Source organism: Pseudomonas sp. SWRI92 (assembly GCF_014268685.1).
Taxonomy (GTDB): Bacteria; Pseudomonadota; Gammaproteobacteria; order Pseudomonadales; family Pseudomonadaceae; genus Aquipseudomonas; species Aquipseudomonas marvdashtae.
The window spans coordinates 66102-82412 of the sequence record NZ_JABWQY010000002.1 but is presented as its reverse complement, the minus strand read 5'-3'; the positions used below and the strand labels follow the sequence as shown (position 1 = coordinate 82412).

Sequence of the window (16311 nt, the reverse complement as noted above, 5' to 3'; positions counted from 1 at the left end):
GGCGAAGCCGCCCCAATCAATTCGACGCATTTCTATAGATGGACCGCGTTGGCCGGTTTGCGACGGCTGCGCCGCCGAGCGGGAGCAAGCTCCCTCGCCACGGGGATCGTGTTGAAACCAACGCGGATCACGGCCGGAACTGACTCGGCGCCACGCCGCTCCAGCGTACGAACGCATGGCGAAAACTGGCGGTTTCGCTGAAGCCGAGCAATTCGGCGATCCGATAGATCGGCAGTTGGTCCTCGCAGAGCATCTGCTTGGCTCGCTCGAAGCGCAGCTCATCCAGCAGTTCCTGATAGCTGCAACCCAATTGCTTGAGATGCCGACGCAAGGTGCGCGCCGAACAGTTCATGTGTTCGGCCAAGCCTTCCAGGCCTGGCGCAGCATCCAGCTGTGTGCTGAGCAACTGGCGGATCCGTCCCAGCCAGGCCTGCCGGCCGGTGAACTCGGTGTTCTGGCGGCGGCAGCGTTCCGCCATGGCGTGGTGGGTGATGGGGTCGGCCAATGGCAGCGGTTGTTCCAGCCAAAGGCGATCGAAAGCGAAGGCGTTGTCAATGCTGTCAAAGCGCACCGGGCAATCGAACAGCGCGCCGTAGCGTGCGTGATAGTCCGGTGCCGAGTGCTCGAACCGCGCAGCACGCAAGGGCAGCACGTGGCCGAGCAAGTCGTTGCAGATCACCTTCAGCGAGACCATGCAGAACTCGGCATTGAACACCGCCAGGGCCGGGTTTTCCCGATAGTCACTGGCGCTGAGCCAGATATGTTGGCCGTCATCTTCCAATGCCAGCTCAAACAGTGTTCCCAGTAGCGCTGGGTAACGCAGCGCCAAGCGCAAAGCGTCACCTAAGGTGGCGCTAGTGAGCAGGGCGTACCCGAGCATGCCGTAGGACGAAACGTGCATGTTGAGGCCCAGCTCCAGGCCAATGTCGCGTTTGAGCGCGACGGCGTTGGCGCAGACCTGCATCTCCTGGTTGGTGGTGATGCGCGTATCGGCCCGGCTCAGGTCCGCGGCGCTGATGCCACTGCCGGCCAACAATGCATCGCTGGGCAAGCCTTCGTTCTTGAAGGCGTTGAGCACCAGGGAGACGGCGTTGAGCGTGGTGAGGTGGGAATGCAGCATGGTCCGTTTCCAGACTTGGGAGACTGGAAGCGGAGCAAGTTGTATGCCGCTCACTACACGTTGATGCAGGTTCGGATCAGCGCAGTTCGCCACACAGGTCCAGCTCAACCAACCGCCGAACCTCATTCACTGGCAACCCCGCGCCAATCAGCGCGTGCAATTTGCCGAACGCGGCCTCGCGGGTCATGCCGCCACCGGACAGCACGCCAACGCCACGCAAGCGGCTACCCGCTTCGTACACGTCCAGCTCAACGCCACCTTCATGGCATTGAGTGACCGCCACGACCACCACTCCGCTGTCCCGCGCCCGCTCCAGGCTCGCGAGGAAGGCCGGGTTGTCGCTCGGGCCGGTGCCGCTGCCGTAGCACTCCAGCACCAAGCCTTGGATGCCGCTGCCCAGCAGGCCTTCGACAATCTCGGCGCTGATGCCAGGGAACAGCGGCAGCGCCGCGACGTTCGCCAGTTGCTTGGGCTGGTTGTAGTTCAACGGCGCCGGCAGGGAATCGGCCTTGGCACCGCCGCCTTGGCGTTCCAGGTGCTTGAACGGATGACGACCAAAGCTGCGCACTTTCGCGCAACGGGTCGGCGCCAGCAACTCACCGTGGAAATACAGGTGCACGCCTGGCGCCAGGCCCTGGCCGAGGGCGACCAGTGCGCCGCTGAGGTTTTCCCAGGCATCGCTGTCGGTCACGCCGGCGGGCAGCATGGAACCGGTGAAGCACACCCGCGCGTGCAAGCCCAGCAACTGGAAACTCATGGCGGCGGCGCTGTAGGCCAGGGTGTCGGTGCCGTGCAGGATCAAGACGCTGTCGCAGCCTTGCACATCCACGGCATCGACCACTGCTTCGCGTAGTTGCTGCCAGTAGCCCGGGGTCATGTTGGCGCTGTCGATCAGCGGCGACATTTCCCGAAAGCGCCACTGCGGGACGACGAGTTCCGGCTGGCTGTGCAGGTAATCGCGCATCCGCGCTTCGAAACCGGATGCCGGGGCCAGGCCGTGGGCGCTGGCCTGCATGCCGATGGTGCCACCGGTGTAGAGCACCATGACGTGTTGGGCGGCAGGATAAGTCGAGGCATTCATGGGTGTTCTCCGAGGACGAAAACAGCAGCTTCATTTGCCGCTGCAACATAAGGCCGAGCATGACGCCGACCTTGTGTTGTGTCACGCCGGGCGCAGGGGATGCGCCCGGTTTTTTTCAAACGGACTGTTGATCAGCGTTGCGCTGCAGCCAGGCTCGCCGGGGCGTTTCCAGATTCGGCGGCAGGTGCCGATGGGGTCGCTGGCCAGGCCTTGCGGTCCAGGTCCAGGTCCGGGAACTTGCTCGAGTCGAACACCGGCACCTTGATGCCAGCCGAACGCTGGTCGTCGTAGTCACGCAAGATGCGCATGCCGACCTTGAACAACAGGAACAGCGCGATCAGGTTCACGAACGCCAGCAGGGTCATGGTGATGTCGGCGAACGCAAACACGGTGCCCAGGTTCTCGATGGCGCCCCAGAAAATCAGCGCCAGGACCAGGGTGCGATACGCCATCAGCGCCTTGCGGTTTTCGCCGAGCATGAAGCGCAGGTTGTTCTCACCCAGATAGTAGTTGTAGAGGATCGAGGTGAACACGAACAACGACAGGGCTACGGAGATGAACACTCGGCCCCAGTCACCGACCACGGCCGCCAGGGAGTTCTGGGTCAGGGCAATGCCGTCGCCTTCGAAGCCCGGTGTGTAGAAACCCGACAGCAGGATCAGCAGCGCGGTGCAGGTGCAGATCACGAAGGTGTCGAGGAACACGCTGAACGCCTGGACCACACCTTGGGCAACCGGGTGTTCGACCGAGGCGACGGCTGCCACGTTAGGGGCGCTGCCCAGGCCGGCTTCGTTGGCGAATACGCCACGCTTGACGCCCATGACGATTGCGCTGCCGATCAGGCCGCCAAAGGCCTGGTCCAGGCCGAAGGCGCTCTTGACGATGGTCGCCAGCATGCCCGGTACATGTTCGAACTGCAGCACGATCACGTAGAGCGTCACGCCGATGTAGGCCAGCGTCTTGACCGGTACCAGCAGGTCGGCAACCTTGGCGATACGCTTGATCCCGCCGATGAATACCAGGCCCAGCAACGCAGCCAGGGCCAGGCCGGTGTAGGTCGTGTCGAAGCCGAAGGCATTGTTCAACGAGTGCGTCACGGCGTGGGCTTGCAGGCCGTTGAAGGCGAAGCCGAAGGTGATCAGCAGCAGGAACGCCATGATCATGCCCAGCCAGCGTTTCTGCAGGCCGTGCTGGATGTAGTAGGACGGGCCGCCACGGTACTGGCCTTCGGAGTCGCAGCGCTTGTAGAGCTGGCCGAGGGAGCACTCGAAGAAGCTGCTGGACATGCCGACCAGCGCGGTCACCCACATCCAGAACACCGCACCGGGCCCGCCGAGGGTCACGGCAATGCCGACACCGGCGATGTTGCCCGCGCCGACGCGGCCGGCCAGGCTGAGCATCAAGGCCTGGAACGAACTGAGCTGGTCAGTGCTGCTTTTCAGGCTGTCGCGGAACACCGCGAACATATGAAAGAAATGACGGAACTGGACGAAACGCGAGCGGATCGTGAAGTAGCCACCGAGTCCGACAATGAGCACGATCAGCACTTTCCCTGAGAGGAAGTCGTTGATGACTTCGAGCATGTGTATTCCTCGCTGTTTTTTGTTTAAGCAATGCTGGCCATTTGGAAACATCGTGTTACATCGGTCCGCAGGCGGCTCGACAGGTCAGGCGATGTTTCGTCCCGGTCCACTTCGCGGGTTTGTTATTAGTTCGGTTTTCGCATGTTGTTGAGGCCTCGTTGACGACGACCACTCATGCGAAGAGGGGCGGCACTATACCTATCAGTGCGACGCCCGTCTGCACAGTTGTGGTGCGTGCGACGAAACGGACCTTTGTAGCTCCTGGCCTATCGGTCAGGTTCTTGCGGGAACGAGCCAGCTCGCGGTGGCGGGCGACGCGGATTACAACGGCAGCGTGTCGTCGTTTATCGCGAGCCGGCTCGGTCCTACAGGTTCTGTCTTGCTTGCAGTCATTTGTTAAAAAAAAGGGCTTGGGAAACGAGTCCCCAAGCCCTCAAAAGGTGAGAGGTGTCTAGTCCCTCGACCTGGTGAGCAGTGGTCGCGTCGGTCAAGCTTTCAGCGGGACCAGACGCGGAGCAATCATGTTTTCCGGGCGCAGGATGTCGTCGAGCATGGCGTCGTCGAGCAAACCTTCTTCGCGCACCAGTTCCAGCACGCCACGGCCGCTTTCCAGGGCAACGCGGGCGATGCGAGTGGCGTTTTCATAGCCGATATACGGATTCAGGGCGGTGACCAGGCCGATCGAATGCTCGACCAGTTCACGGCAGCGCGCTTCGTTTGCGGTGATGCCGACGATGCAGTGCTCGCGCAGCATGTCCATGGCCCGTTGCAGCAGGCGGATCGAGTCGAAGATCTTGAAGGCGATCAGCGGTTCCATCACGTTCAGTTGCAGCTGGCCGCCTTCGGCCGCCATGGTCAGCGCGAGGTCGTTGCCGATGATCTGGAACGCCACTTGGTTGACCGCTTCAGGAATCACCGGGTTGACCTTGCCGGGCATGATCGAGCTGCCTGGCTGGCGGGCCGGCAGGTTGATTTCATTGATGCCGGTGCGCGGGCCGCTGGACAGCAGGCGCAAGTCGTTGCAAATCTTCGACAGCTTGACTGCGGTGCGCTTGAGCATGCCGGAGAACAGCACGAAGGCGCCCATGTCAGAGGTGGCTTCGATCAGGTCGGCGGCCGGGACCAGCGGCTGGCCACTGATAGTTGCCAGGCGCTGCACGGCCAGGGCTTGGTAGCGCGGGTCAGCGTTGATGCCGGTGCCGATCGCGGTGCCGCCCAGGTTTACTTCGGTGAGCAGTTCAGGCGCCAGGGTTTTCAGGCGCGCCAGGTCTTCGCCAAGGGTCGTGGCGAAGGCGCGGAATTCCTGGCCGAGCGTCATCGGAACGGCGTCTTGCAGTTGGGTGCGGCCCATTTTCAGGACGTGGCTGAATTCCTGGCCCTTGGCGGCGAACGCCTGGATCAGGCTGTCGAGGCTGGCCAGCAGCGCGTCATGACCCAGCAGCAGACCCAGGCGGATCGCCGTCGGGTAGGCGTCGTTGGTGGACTGCGCCATGTTCACGTCGTTGTTGGGGTGCAGGTACTGGTACTCGCCTTTCTGGTGACCCATGGCCTCCAGCGCGATGTTGGCGATGACCTCGTTGGCATTCATGTTGGTCGACGTGCCTGCGCCGCCCTGAATCATGTCCACCACGAACTCTTCGTGGAAATCCCCGCGGATCAACCGTGCGCAGGCTTCGCTGATCGCGGCGTGCTTGGCTTCGCTGAGTTGGCCCAGCTCACGGTTGGCGTCAGCGGCGGCTTGCTTGACCATCGCCAGACCGACCACCAGCTTGGGGTAATGCGAGATCGGGACACCGGAGAGACGAAAGTTGTTGATCGCTCGCAGGGTCTGGATGCCGTAATACGCTTGCGCCGGTACTTCGAGTACGCCAAGCAGGTCTTTTTCTGTGCGGAATGATGCAGCGGAGGACATGATGGAAATCATCTCAATAAGGACCCGGTCTGTGCCGGAACGCTGTGAATCCTAGGCTTTCAGGAAAATTTGGGCCAATGCTGTTAAACACTGGCCTATGCATATTCGGCATAATGCGCGTGTGACGCCGACGACTCGGCGAACGTGCGACCTGTTTTGGTGCGTCCTTCGGGAGGACGATGATGAATCTTGAAAGCAAATGGCTCGAGGACTTCAGTGCCTTGGCCGCGACTCGCAGTTTTTCCCAGGCGGCCGAGCGGCGCTTTGTCACGCAACCGGCTTTCAGTCGGCGGATCCGCAGTCTGGAAGCGGCGCTGGGGCTGACGTTGGTCAACCGCTCCCGTACGCCGATCGAACTGACCGCGGCGGGGCAACTGTTCCTGGTGACGGCGCGCACCGTGGTCGAGCAGTTGGGCGAGGTGCTCAGGCATCTGCACCATCTGGAAGGCGGGCAGGGCGAAGTGATCCAAGTGGCGGCGGCACATTCCCTGGCGCTGGGTTTCTTCCCACGCTGGATCGCGCAATTGCGCAACGAAGGCATGAACATCGCCACGCGACTGGTCGCGACCAACGTGGGCGATGCCGTGCATGCGTTGCGCGAGGGCGGTTGTGATCTGATGCTGGCTTTCTACGACCCGGATTCGGCGATGCAAATGGACCCGGAGATTTTCCCGTCCCTGCACCTGGGCCAGACCGAAATGCTCCCGGTCTGTGCGGCCGACGCTGACCGCAAGCCGTTATTTGACTTGGAGGGCGAGGCCAGCGTGCCCTTGCTGGCCTACAGTGCCGGGGCATTCCTGGGACGTTCGGTGAATCAATTGTTGCGCCAGCGCGCGTTGCGCTTCACCACTGTCTATGAGACGGCCATGGCCGACAGCTTGAAAAGCATGGCCCTGGAAGGGCTGGGCATCGCCTGGGTGCCGCGGCTCAGCGTACGCGCCGAGCTGGAGCGTGGGGAGCTGGTGATCTGCGGCGGACCACAATGGCATGTGCCGCTCGAGATCCGCCTGTACCGCTGCGCTCTGGTGCGCAAGGCCAATGTACGGTTGTTGTGGCGCAAGCTCGAGAGCGGGGTTGCGCAAGGCGGGACTGGCGCTTGAATCAAGTCCCCCCGCAAGGGTTTTCCATTGACCTCAGGGTCAATAAAACCGCCGTTTAACCACAAATGACAGATGGTCGCGGCAGGGGCTGTTTATCTGCTTCATTGCGGTATACTGCGCGGCCTTTGGCCGGTCCAGATCGGCCATAATTCGTACAACAAGCCACGCTGGTTTTCCCGCGTGGCTTGTTGTTTTTTGACGCGCCTGCGGGCGCCCAGAGAGAAGAGGCACGACGATGAGTGCACTGGTTGGCGTGATCATGGGCTCCAAGTCCGATTGGTCCACCCTTAGCCACACCGCCGATATGCTGGAAAAGCTCGGCATCCCTTACGAGGTGAAAGTGGTGTCCGCCCACCGTACCCCGGACCTGCTGTTCCAGTACGCCGAAGAGGCCGAGTCCCGTGGCATCGAGGTGATCATTGCCGGAGCCGGTGGCGCGGCCCATCTGCCAGGCATGTGTGCGGCCAAGACGCACCTGCCGGTGCTGGGCGTGCCGGTGCAGTCGTCGATGCTCTCGGGTGTCGATTCGCTGCTGTCGATCGTGCAGATGCCAGCCGGCATCCCGGTCGCTACCCTGGCCATCGGCAAGGCCGGCGCGATCAACGCGGCGCTGCTGTCGGCCAGCATCCTGGGCGCCAAGCATCCACAATTTCATACCGTGCTGAAAAAATTCCGCGCTGAGCAGACAGACAGCGTCCTGGACAATCCAGACCCACGCATTGCCTGAGGTTGTTGACGAAATGAAAATCGGTGTAATCGGTGGCGGCCAGTTGGGTCGCATGTTGGCCTTGGCGGGTACGCCGCTGGGGATGAACTTCGCTTTCCTGGATCCGGCGCCGGACGCCTGCGCCGCTGCCCTGGGTGAACATCTGCGGGCCGATTACGGTGATCAGGATCACCTGCGCCAGTTGGCCGATGAAGTCGACCTGGTGACCTTCGAATTCGAAAGCGTCCCGGCCGAGACCGTTGCCTTCCTGTCCCAGTTCGTCCCGGTCTACCCGAGCGCCGAAGCCCTGCGCATCGCCCGCGATCGCTGGTTCGAAAAGAACATGTTCAAGGACTTGGGCATCCCGACGCCGGCCTTCGCCGATATCCAGTCTCAAGCTGACCTTGAAGCGGCTGTCGCTTCCATCGGCCTGCCAGCCGTGCTCAAGACCCGCACCCTGGGTTACGACGGCAAGGGCCAGAAAGTCTTGCGCAACGCCGAAGACGTCGCCGGCACGTTTGCCGAGCTGGGCAGCGTCGGCTGCCTGCTGGAAGGCTTCGTACCCTTCACCGGCGAAGTCTCGCTGATTGCCGTGCGTGCCCGTGACGGTGAACTGCGCTTCTACCCGCTGGTGCACAACACCCACAAGGACGGCATTCTCAAGCTGTCCGTCGCCAGCACCGACCATCCGCTGCAAGCGTTGGCCGAAGACTACTCCAGCCGAGTGCTCAAGCAGCTCGACTATGTTGGCGTCATGGCGTTCGAGTTCTTCGAAGTGGACGGTGGCCTCAAGGCCAACGAAATCGCTCCGCGTGTGCATAACTCCGGGCATTGGACTACTGAAGGCGCCGAGTGCAGCCAGTTCGAAAATCACCTGCGGGCGGTGGCCGGGCTGCCACTGGGGTCGACGGCCAAGGTCGGTGAGAGCGCAATGCTGAACTTCATCGGCAAAGTGCCGGATACCGAGAAAGTCCTGGCGATTGCCGACTGTCATCTGCACCACTATGGCAAGGCGTTCAAAGTGGGCCGAAAGGTCGGTCACGCCAACCTGCGTTGCGCCGACAGGGCCACGCTGGCCCAGCAGATCATCAAGGTCGAGACGCTGATCGCCGAGCAATAATCCGAAACATTCGTTGAACCATTCGTCGGCCGGCTTCTCTCATGGCAAGGTGCCAAAGTCTGACTAGGCTTTGGCATAGCTATTCAACCAGAGGGAAATGCCATGGGAATCATCGGAACCATCTTAATCGGCTTGATCGTCGGCCTGCTGGCGCGCTTCCTCAAACCGGGCGATGACAGCATGGGCTGGATCATGACCATCCTGCTCGGTATCGGCGGTTCGTTGGCGGCCACTTACGGCGGCCAGGCCTTGGGTATATATCAGGCGGGCGAAGGCGCTGGTTTCCTCGGTGCCCTGGTGGGCGCGGTGGTATTGCTGGTGATCTACGGCTTGATCAAAAGAAACTGATTAAACCTGATGAAGCCCTCTCTGCGCGGCGCACGGAGAGGGCTAAACTGCCCGGCGTTTCATTCCTCACTCATTGCCGAGCACTTTCATGCGCCGTTTAGTGTTGACCCTTCTTCTACTGGGCAGTGGCCTGGCCCATGCCGCCGAGCTGGCGGAAACCGACTGGCTCGAACTGATGCCAAAGTCCGACCAGAAAGCCCTCGAGGCCATGCCTGAGATCGACCACAACTCCCCCGAAGCCAGCGGCACCTTCACCGAAAAGGGCGGCCTGAAGCAGAGCAAAGGCTTGCCGGCGGTGATGTATTCGGCCAAGACCGTGGCGTCGATGAACGACAAGCACATCCGCCTGGGTGGTTATCCGGTTCCTTTGGAAATTGATGCCAAGGGCCGGAGCACGTTGTTTTTCCTGGTGCCTTATCCCGGTGCCTGCATCCACGTCCCGCCACCGCCGCCCAATCAACTGGTGCTGGTGCGCTATCCCAAGGGCCTGAAGCTTGACGATATCTACACGCCACTGTGGGTCACCGGCACGCTGAAAATCGAAAAGGTCGACAACGACCTGGCGAGCGCCGCGTATGCGATGGAGGCGGAGAAGGTGAGGGTGGTAGTGGACGCGGATCTGTAGCAGGCGCAAATGCGGCTGGACCCGAATGTGGGAGCGGGCTTGCTCCCACATCTTGGTGTCGAGGGTGGCCTAGAGCGGCTTGCTGGCGATGCTCACACCCAGCGTATGACGAGCGTCGGGCAACAGCGTCACCACATCGTCCATCACATTCGCCGTCTCGATGCACAGCATGCGCTGCCAGCCATCATCGGCCATGTCGCTGAAAGCCTTGGCCCGCTCGGTCCACGGGTTCCAGACTACCGCCGAGCGCGAGCCGACGCTGGCCAACTCGATCCGTCGATTCCAATGCGCGTCCACGATGCTCAGCGTCGGTGGCGTATCGAGGTAGATACGGTCCGTTTCGCCGGCAAAATGCAAGTCGCCTGCCTGGGAGTGGATGTTCCAATCGTCCAGGGTCTCGATATAGCGCAAGCCATCCACACCGTCGACGTGTACGTTACGCACGTCGCTGACAGCGAAATAGCTGTGCAGCGCCTGGCTGAGGCTGACGGTTTCGCTGCCCCGGTTATGGCTGGTGAGGTGGATATGCAGTTGCTCGTCCATCACGATCGTCAGCGTCAGGTCTACGTGGTGGGGCCAGCCCGAGAGGCCGTTTTCCGGGTAGGGCAAGACGAATTCGATCTTCAGGCTTTCGCCCTCGGCCTCGATGCCCTTGAGTTCCCAATCCATCGCTCGCACCAAGCCGTGGGCCGTGGCCGGTTCGTTGCTGACGCGCATCGCCTGGACGCTGTCGGGGTTGCGTGTCAGGTTGCCGAACCATGGCCAGCACACCGGCACGCCGGCGCGGATGCTCTTACCGCTCTTGAACGTGGCCTGGTCGTTGAGCCAGATCAACGGCGGCTGGCCGTCCACTTGATAGCTGAGGACATGCGCGCCTTGCTGGGCCACCAGCAACTCGGCCTGACCGTGGCGGATGCGCCAACCGTTCAGTTCATCCAGTTTGACGGCTTCGACGTTAGGCGTAGGCATCTTGCAAATCTCGTTCAGGAACATGAACTGCAATGGACCGCAAAACGGTCGCCGTGTTTAACGGGCGCGTGGCGGAACCGAGCGGGTGCGACCACTGCCATCGATGGCGACAAATACAAACACCGCTTCGGTGACCTTGCGCCATTCACTGGACAGCGGGTCGTCGCTCCAGACTTCAACCATCATCTGGATCGAGCTGCGACCGATTTCCAGGGCCTGGGTATAGAACGACAACTGCGCGCCGACGGCCACCGGCACCAGGAATGCCATGCGATCAATGGCCACGGTTGCCACGCGTCCGCCGGCCACTTTGCTGGCCATCGCGGTGCCGGCGAGGTCCATCTGGGACACCAGCCAGCCGCCAAAAATATCGCCAAAGCCGTTGGTGTCGCGAGGAAGCGCGGTGATTTGCAGGGCCAGGTCGCCTTGCGGAATCGGATCTTCTTGTTCGAGCTCTATCATGCCGGGGGGCCTCTGACCCGTAACTCTGTCTTGTCTTTCAGGTGAATAGCCGTCTTTGAAAAAAACGATTCAGCCCGAACATGCCACGTTCGTCACGTTTTTCGTAAAGGCGTGCCAAAGGGAAACTCTGCGAAACCGGCTGATTTGACTACATCACCAACGACGTTTTCGCACAGCAACCCCTTACAGAGTGTCGCAAGGTTGCGAGTATATCGGGCGATAGACGTCGAGACGACCACTGGGTTCTGATTTCGACTGTCTATTACGCACCTCTATGTGCTTTTTCGAACAATTTGCTATCGTGCCGGACCTGCCCAGGCTCCCATTGCGTGTTGTCGGGGCCGCAGAACCGACTATAAGAGAAGCCCTTGCCATGACCACTGCGCCTTCGAGCACGGCGACGTCCGCACAACCCGCCCGTCCGCTGACCCGTAATGACTACAAGACCCTGTCGCTTTCTGCCTTGGGCGGTGCGCTGGAGTTCTACGATTTCATCATTTTCGTGTTCTTCGCCACCGTGGTCGGCAAGCTGTTCTTTCCCGCCGAGATGCCCGAATGGCTGCGCCTGATGCAAACGTTTGGCATCTTTGCCGCCGGTTATCTGGCCCGGCCGCTGGGCGGGATCGTCATGGCCCACTTCGGTGACCTGCTGGGCCGCAAGAAAATGTTCACCCTGAGCATTTTCATGATGGCGGTGCCCACCTTGATCATGGGCTTGCTGCCGACATATGCGCAGATCGGCATGTGGGCGCCGATCCTCTTGTTGCTGATGCGGGTGATTCAGGGCGCGGCCATCGGCGGCGAAGTGCCTGGGGCCTGGGTATTCGTTTCCGAGCATGTGCCAGCGCGCCACATCGGCTATGCCTGCGGCACCCTGACCTGTGGCCTGACGGCGGGGATTCTGCTGGGGTCGCTGGTGGCCACCGCCATTAATAGCCTCTATACACCGGTGGAAGTGGCGGATTACGCCTGGCGGATCCCGTTCCTGCTGGGCGGTGTGTTCGGCTTGTTCTCGGTGTATCTGCGCCGCTGGCTCCACGAAACCCCGGTATTCGCCGAGCTGCAGCTGCGCAAGGCCCTGGCCGAAGAGGTACCGCTGCGGGCCGTGCTGCGCGACCATCGCGGCGCAATCGCCATTTCGATGCTGCTGACCTGGCTGCTGTCGGCCGGGGTCATCGTCGTCATCCTGATGACGCCGACGGTGCTGCAGACTGTGTATCACTTCAGCCCGACGACTGCATTGCAGGCCAATAGCCTGGCGATCGTGTTCCTGAGTTTCGGTTGCATTGGCGCGGGTGTGCTGGCCGACCGTTTCGGTGCGGGGCGGGTGTTTGTCTTCGGCAGCGGTTTGCTGCTCGTCACGTTCTGGACCTTCTACCACAGCTTGTTCGAGCACCCTGACTGGTTGTTCCCGCTCTACGCCTTGAGCGGTTTGCTGGTGGGCACCATCGGCGCGGTGCCTTACGTCATGGTCAATGCGTTCCCGGCCGTGGTGCGCTTCAGTGGCCTGTCGTTTTCCTACAACCTGGCCTACGCAATCTTCGGCGGATTGACACCGATGATCGTGACCTTGCTGTTGAAAGAGAGCCCGATGGGGCCAGCGTATTACGTGGCGATCATCTGCGGGATCGGGATGGGGGTGGGCGGTTATCTTTGGAAAAAAGGTCGCTAAGCGACGCCGAACAACCTTTGTGGCGAGGGATAAATTCCCTCGCCACGACATCCGACGAAACCCAATACTGGCCTTTCATCCAATTGTCATATTTCAGCAATAGAGTGTTCACAAGGCTTACCGATACTTGGCCGACTTAACACACCCTATCTGCTAGGAGTAAGGCATGAAACTGAAGCGTTTGATGGCGGCAATGACTGTCGTCGCTGCTGGCGTTGCGACTGCCAACGCGGTTGCCGCTGTTGACCCTGCGATCCCGAGCTACACCAAGACCACTGGTGTGTCGGGCAACCTGTCCAGCGTCGGCTCCGATACCCTGGCCAACCTGATGACCTTGTGGGCTGAGAACTACAAGAAAGAATACCCGAACGTAAACATCCAGATTCAGGCCGCCGGTTCCTCCACCGCGCCGCCCGCGCTCACCGAAGGCACCGCCAACCTGGGCCCGATGAGCCGCAAGATGAAGGACAACGAACTGCAGGCCTTCGAAACCAAGTACGGCTACAAGCCTACCGCTATCCCGGTTGCCGTGGACGCCCTGGCCGTATTCGTCCATAAGGACAACCCGATCAAGCACCTGACCATGGCTCAAGTCGATGCCATCTTCTCCTCGACTCGCCTGTGCGGCGCCAAGGCTGACGTCAAGACCTGGGGTGACCTGGGCGTGACCGGCGACCTGGCCAACAAGCCAGTCCAGCTGTTCGGCCGTAACTCGGTGTCCGGCACCTACGGCTACTTCAAGGAAGAAGCACTGTGCAAAGGCGACTATAAGCCTAACGTCAACGAACAGCCGGGTTCGGCTTCGGTTGTGCAGTCGATCAGCAGCTCGCTTAACGGCGTCGGCTACTCGGGCATCGGCTACAAGACGGCTAGCGTGAAAACCGTTGCCTTGGCGAAGAAAGAAGGCGGCGAATTCATCGAAGACACCGAAGAAAACGCCCTGAACGGCAAGTACCCGCTGTCGCGCTTCCTCTACGTCTACGTCAACAAGGCCCCGAACAAGCCTCTGGCCCCGCTGGAAGCTGAGTTCGTGAAGCTGATCCTGTCCAAGCAAGGCCAGGAAGTCGTGGTCAAGGACGGCTACATCCCGCTGCCAGCCAAGGTTGCCGCCAAGGCACTGGCTGACCTGGGCCTGCAAGAAGGCGGCAACGTCGCCAAGCAGTAATACCTGAGCCCGGGCCGAAACCCGGGCCTGCTGTGGGAGTGCACGCCACTTCCACAGCCCATATTTCCCATCCGCTGCCGCTTCTAGCTGGCGGCGGATTTGTTGCGTCACTTCACTGTCATCTTTCTGTCATACAGGATCGCTAGGGTGTGCGCATGAATGATCTGGCCAACTCCACAATGACTACGACTTCCCCTCCCAAGCGCATTGACTTCAATACGCCTGAGCTGCAACGCAAGCGTCGCATCCGCGCGCTCAAGGATCGCCTGACCCGCTGGTACGTGCTGGTTGGCGGCCTCGCCGTCCTCGCAGCAATCACCCTGATTTTCTTCTTCCTGGCCTATGTGGTGCTCCCGCTGTTCCAAGGTGCGGACCTCACGGCCAAGGATTCGATCACGCCCGCCTGGATGCAAGACGCCGGCAAGCCGCTGATGATCGCCATCGAAGAACAGAACCAAGTCGCCATGCGGATTTCCGACAAGGGCCAAGCGCTGTTTTTCGAGCTCGACAACGGTGCCGAACTGCGTCGCGTCGACCTGCCGATCCCGGCCGGCGCCAGCGTGACGTCCATCGGCGAAGACCAGCCCGGCAGCCCGCTGGTAGCGATCGGTCTTTCCAATGGCCAGGCCCTGGTGGTGCGCCACACTTATAAAGTCAGCTACCCCGACGGCAAGAAAACCATTTCGCCCGCCATCGAATACCCTTACGGCGAGACCCCAATCGCCTTGAACGAGCAGGGCGCGCCTCTTGAGCACGTGAGCCTCAACGCCACCGATTCGACGCTGCTGCTGGCAGGCTCCAGCGGCGCGCAACTGTATGTGCTGTCGCTGACCAGCGAAGAAAACATGATGACCGGTGAAATCACCAGCGAGCAGACACGCATCGAGCTGCCGCAGATGACCGAGCCGGTGAAGAACATTTTCGTCGACCCGCGCCAGCAATGGCTGTATGTGATCAACGGACGTGCTCAAGCCGATGTGTTCAGCCTGCGGGACAAGAGCCTCAACGGTCGCTACAAGCTGCTGGAAAACGCCGAAGCCCAGATCACCGCGACTGCTCAACTGGTGGGCGGTATCTCGCTGATCTTCGGGGACTCCAAAGGTGGCTTGGCCCAGTGGTTCATGGCTCGCGATCCGGACGGCGAACAGCGCCTGAAGCAGATCCGTACCTTCCAGATGGGCTCTGCGCCGATCGTTGAAATCAGCGCCGAAGAGCGTCGCAAAGGCTTCGTCGCCCTCGACGCCGCCGGCAAGCTCGGCGTGTTCCACAGCACCGCCCACCGCACCTTGCTGGTAGACCAGGTGGTCGATGGCGAAGGCCTGTTTGGTATGTCGCCGCGTGCAAACCGGTTGATCGTGGAGCAGGGCGGCAAGTTGCAACCGTTGTCGCTTGAGAACCCGCACCCGGAAGTTTCGTGGAGCGCGTTGTGGAGCAAGGTCTGGTACGAAAACTACGACGAACCCAAGTACGTCTGGCAATCGACCGCCGCCAACACCGACTTCGAACCCAAGCTGAGCCTTTCGCCGCTGACCTTCGGTACCCTGAAGGCCGCTTTCTACGCGATGCTGCTGGCCGCGCCGCTGGCGGTTGCCGCCGCGATCTACACCGCCTACTTCATGGCCCCGGGCATGCGCCGCAAGGTCAAGCCAGTGATCGAGCTGATGGAGGCGATGCCGACGGTGATCCTCGGCTTCTTCGCCGGCCTGTTCCTGGCGCCATACGTTGAAGGGCACCTGCCAGGCATCTTCAGCCTGCTGATGTTGCTGCCGATCGGCATCCTGGTCGCCGGTTTCGCTTTCAGCCGCCTGCCGGAATCCATTCGCCTGCGAGTGCCGGACGGCTGGGAAAGCGCCCTGTTGATCCCGGTGATCCTCTTCATCGGCTGGCTCTCGTTGTACATGAGCCCGTACATGGAAGCCTGGTTCTTCGGCGGCGACATGCGCATGTGGATCTCCCATGACCTGGGCATCACCTACGACCAGCGCAACGCCTTGGTGGTTGGCCTGGCGATGGGCTTCGCCGTGATCCCGAACATCTATTCGATCGCCGAAGACGCCGTGTTCAGCGTGCCACGCGGCCTGACCCTGGGCTCCCTGGCCCTCGGTGCCACGCCCTGGCAGACCATGACGCGCGTGGTGATCCTCACCGCCAGCCCGGGCATTTTCTCGGCACTGATGATCGGCATGGGCCGGGCGGTGGGCGAGACGATGATCGTGCTGATGGCCACCGGCAACACGCCGGTCATGGAAATGAACCTGTTCGAAGGCCTGCGCACCCTGGCGGCCAACGTGGCAGTGGAAATGCCTGAATCGGAAGTCGGCGGCAGCCACTACCGCGTGCTGTTCCTGTCGGCCTTGGTGCTGCTGTTGTTCACCTTCGTCATGAACACCCTCGCCGAGCTGATCCGTCAGCGTCTGCGCAAGAAATATTCGTCGCTTTAAGAAAGGT

14 protein-coding genes are annotated in these 16311 nt (G+C 61.3%); 8 read left to right on the top strand and 6 right to left on the bottom strand.

The genetic code is table 11. The features are described 5' to 3' along the window. Nucleotides 1-127 precede the first annotated feature (127 nt). From HU762_RS03750 to aspA, 4 genes are all read right to left on the bottom strand, one after another. Nucleotides 128-1120, bottom strand: a complete 993-nt coding sequence (locus HU762_RS03750; protein ID WP_186633163.1) for an AraC family transcriptional regulator — start codon at nucleotides 1118-1120, stop codon at nucleotides 128-130. Between the two features lie 76 nt (nucleotides 1121-1196). Further along, the gene (locus tag HU762_RS03745) at nucleotides 1197-2201 is read right to left on the bottom strand and encodes an asparaginase (protein WP_186633160.1); all 1005 of its coding nucleotides are present in this window, start codon (nucleotides 2199-2201) and stop codon (nucleotides 1197-1199) included. A 131-nt stretch (nucleotides 2202-2332) separates the two neighbouring features. Continuing rightward, a complete protein-coding gene (locus HU762_RS03740) occupies nucleotides 2333-3784 on the bottom strand; it encodes an alanine/glycine:cation symporter family protein (RefSeq protein WP_186633157.1) in 1452 nt (483 codons plus the stop codon). Between the two features lie 487 nt (nucleotides 3785-4271). After that, a complete protein-coding gene (aspA, locus tag HU762_RS03735; RefSeq protein WP_186611362.1) occupies nucleotides 4272-5696 on the bottom strand; it encodes an aspartate ammonia-lyase in 1425 nt (474 codons plus the stop codon). A 182-nt stretch (nucleotides 5697-5878) separates the two neighbouring features. Between aspA and HU762_RS03730 the strand changes: the two genes are divergently transcribed. The 5 genes from HU762_RS03730 to HU762_RS03710 all read left to right on the top strand — a co-directional run bounded on the left by HU762_RS03730 (nucleotide 5879) and on the right by HU762_RS03710 (nucleotide 9595). Then, a complete protein-coding gene (locus HU762_RS03730; protein ID WP_186633154.1) occupies nucleotides 5879-6796 on the top strand; it encodes a LysR substrate-binding domain-containing protein in 918 nt (305 codons plus the stop codon). Nucleotides 6797-7031: 235 nt separating this feature from the next. Further along, nucleotides 7032-7523, top strand: a complete 492-nt coding sequence (purE, locus tag HU762_RS03725) for a 5-(carboxyamino)imidazole ribonucleotide mutase (protein WP_003187060.1) — start codon at nucleotides 7032-7034, stop codon at nucleotides 7521-7523. A 13-nt stretch (nucleotides 7524-7536) separates the two neighbouring features. After that, nucleotides 7537-8622 carry a 5-(carboxyamino)imidazole ribonucleotide synthase gene (locus HU762_RS03720; RefSeq protein ID WP_186633151.1) on the top strand — a complete coding sequence of 362 codons (1086 nt, stop codon included), beginning with the start codon at nucleotides 7537-7539 and terminating at the stop codon, nucleotides 8620-8622. Between the two features lie 102 nt (nucleotides 8623-8724). Further along, the gene (locus HU762_RS03715; protein WP_186633148.1) at nucleotides 8725-8970 is read left to right on the top strand and encodes a GlsB/YeaQ/YmgE family stress response membrane protein; all 246 of its coding nucleotides are present in this window, start codon (nucleotides 8725-8727) and stop codon (nucleotides 8968-8970) included. A gap of 88 nt (nucleotides 8971-9058) precedes the next feature. Further along, nucleotides 9059-9595 carry a DUF3299 domain-containing protein gene (locus tag HU762_RS03710; RefSeq protein ID WP_186633145.1) on the top strand — a complete coding sequence of 179 codons (537 nt, stop codon included), beginning with the start codon at nucleotides 9059-9061 and terminating at the stop codon, nucleotides 9593-9595. A 69-nt stretch (nucleotides 9596-9664) separates the two neighbouring features. On the opposite strand, the gene HU762_RS03705 is transcribed toward HU762_RS03710, so the two are convergent. Then, nucleotides 9665-10564, bottom strand: coding sequence for a D-hexose-6-phosphate mutarotase (locus tag HU762_RS03705; RefSeq protein WP_186633142.1), 900 nt, complete (start codon nucleotides 10562-10564; stop codon nucleotides 9665-9667). Between the two features lie 57 nt (nucleotides 10565-10621). After that, entirely contained in the window at nucleotides 10622-11026 is a 405-nt protein-coding gene (locus tag HU762_RS03700) for an acyl-CoA thioesterase (protein ID WP_030139126.1), read from the bottom strand. 373 nt (nucleotides 11027-11399) lie between these two features. Here HU762_RS03700 and HU762_RS03695 point away from each other — a divergent pair, with 373 nt between their 5' ends. From HU762_RS03695 to HU762_RS03685, 3 genes are all read left to right on the top strand, one after another. Then, nucleotides 11400-12698 carry an MFS transporter gene (locus HU762_RS03695; protein WP_186633138.1) on the top strand — a complete coding sequence of 433 codons (1299 nt, stop codon included), beginning with the start codon at nucleotides 11400-11402 and terminating at the stop codon, nucleotides 12696-12698. Nucleotides 12699-12864: 166 nt separating this feature from the next. After that, nucleotides 12865-13863, top strand: a complete 999-nt coding sequence (locus HU762_RS03690; RefSeq protein WP_186633135.1) for a phosphate ABC transporter substrate-binding protein PstS — start codon at nucleotides 12865-12867, stop codon at nucleotides 13861-13863. Nucleotides 13864-14270: 407 nt separating this feature from the next. Beyond that, on the top strand, nucleotides 14271-16304 hold the full coding sequence (locus HU762_RS03685; protein ID WP_186634399.1) for an ABC transporter permease subunit: 2034 nt from the start codon (nucleotides 14271-14273) through the stop codon (nucleotides 16302-16304). The last annotated feature ends 7 nt before the right edge of the window (nucleotides 16305-16311 follow it).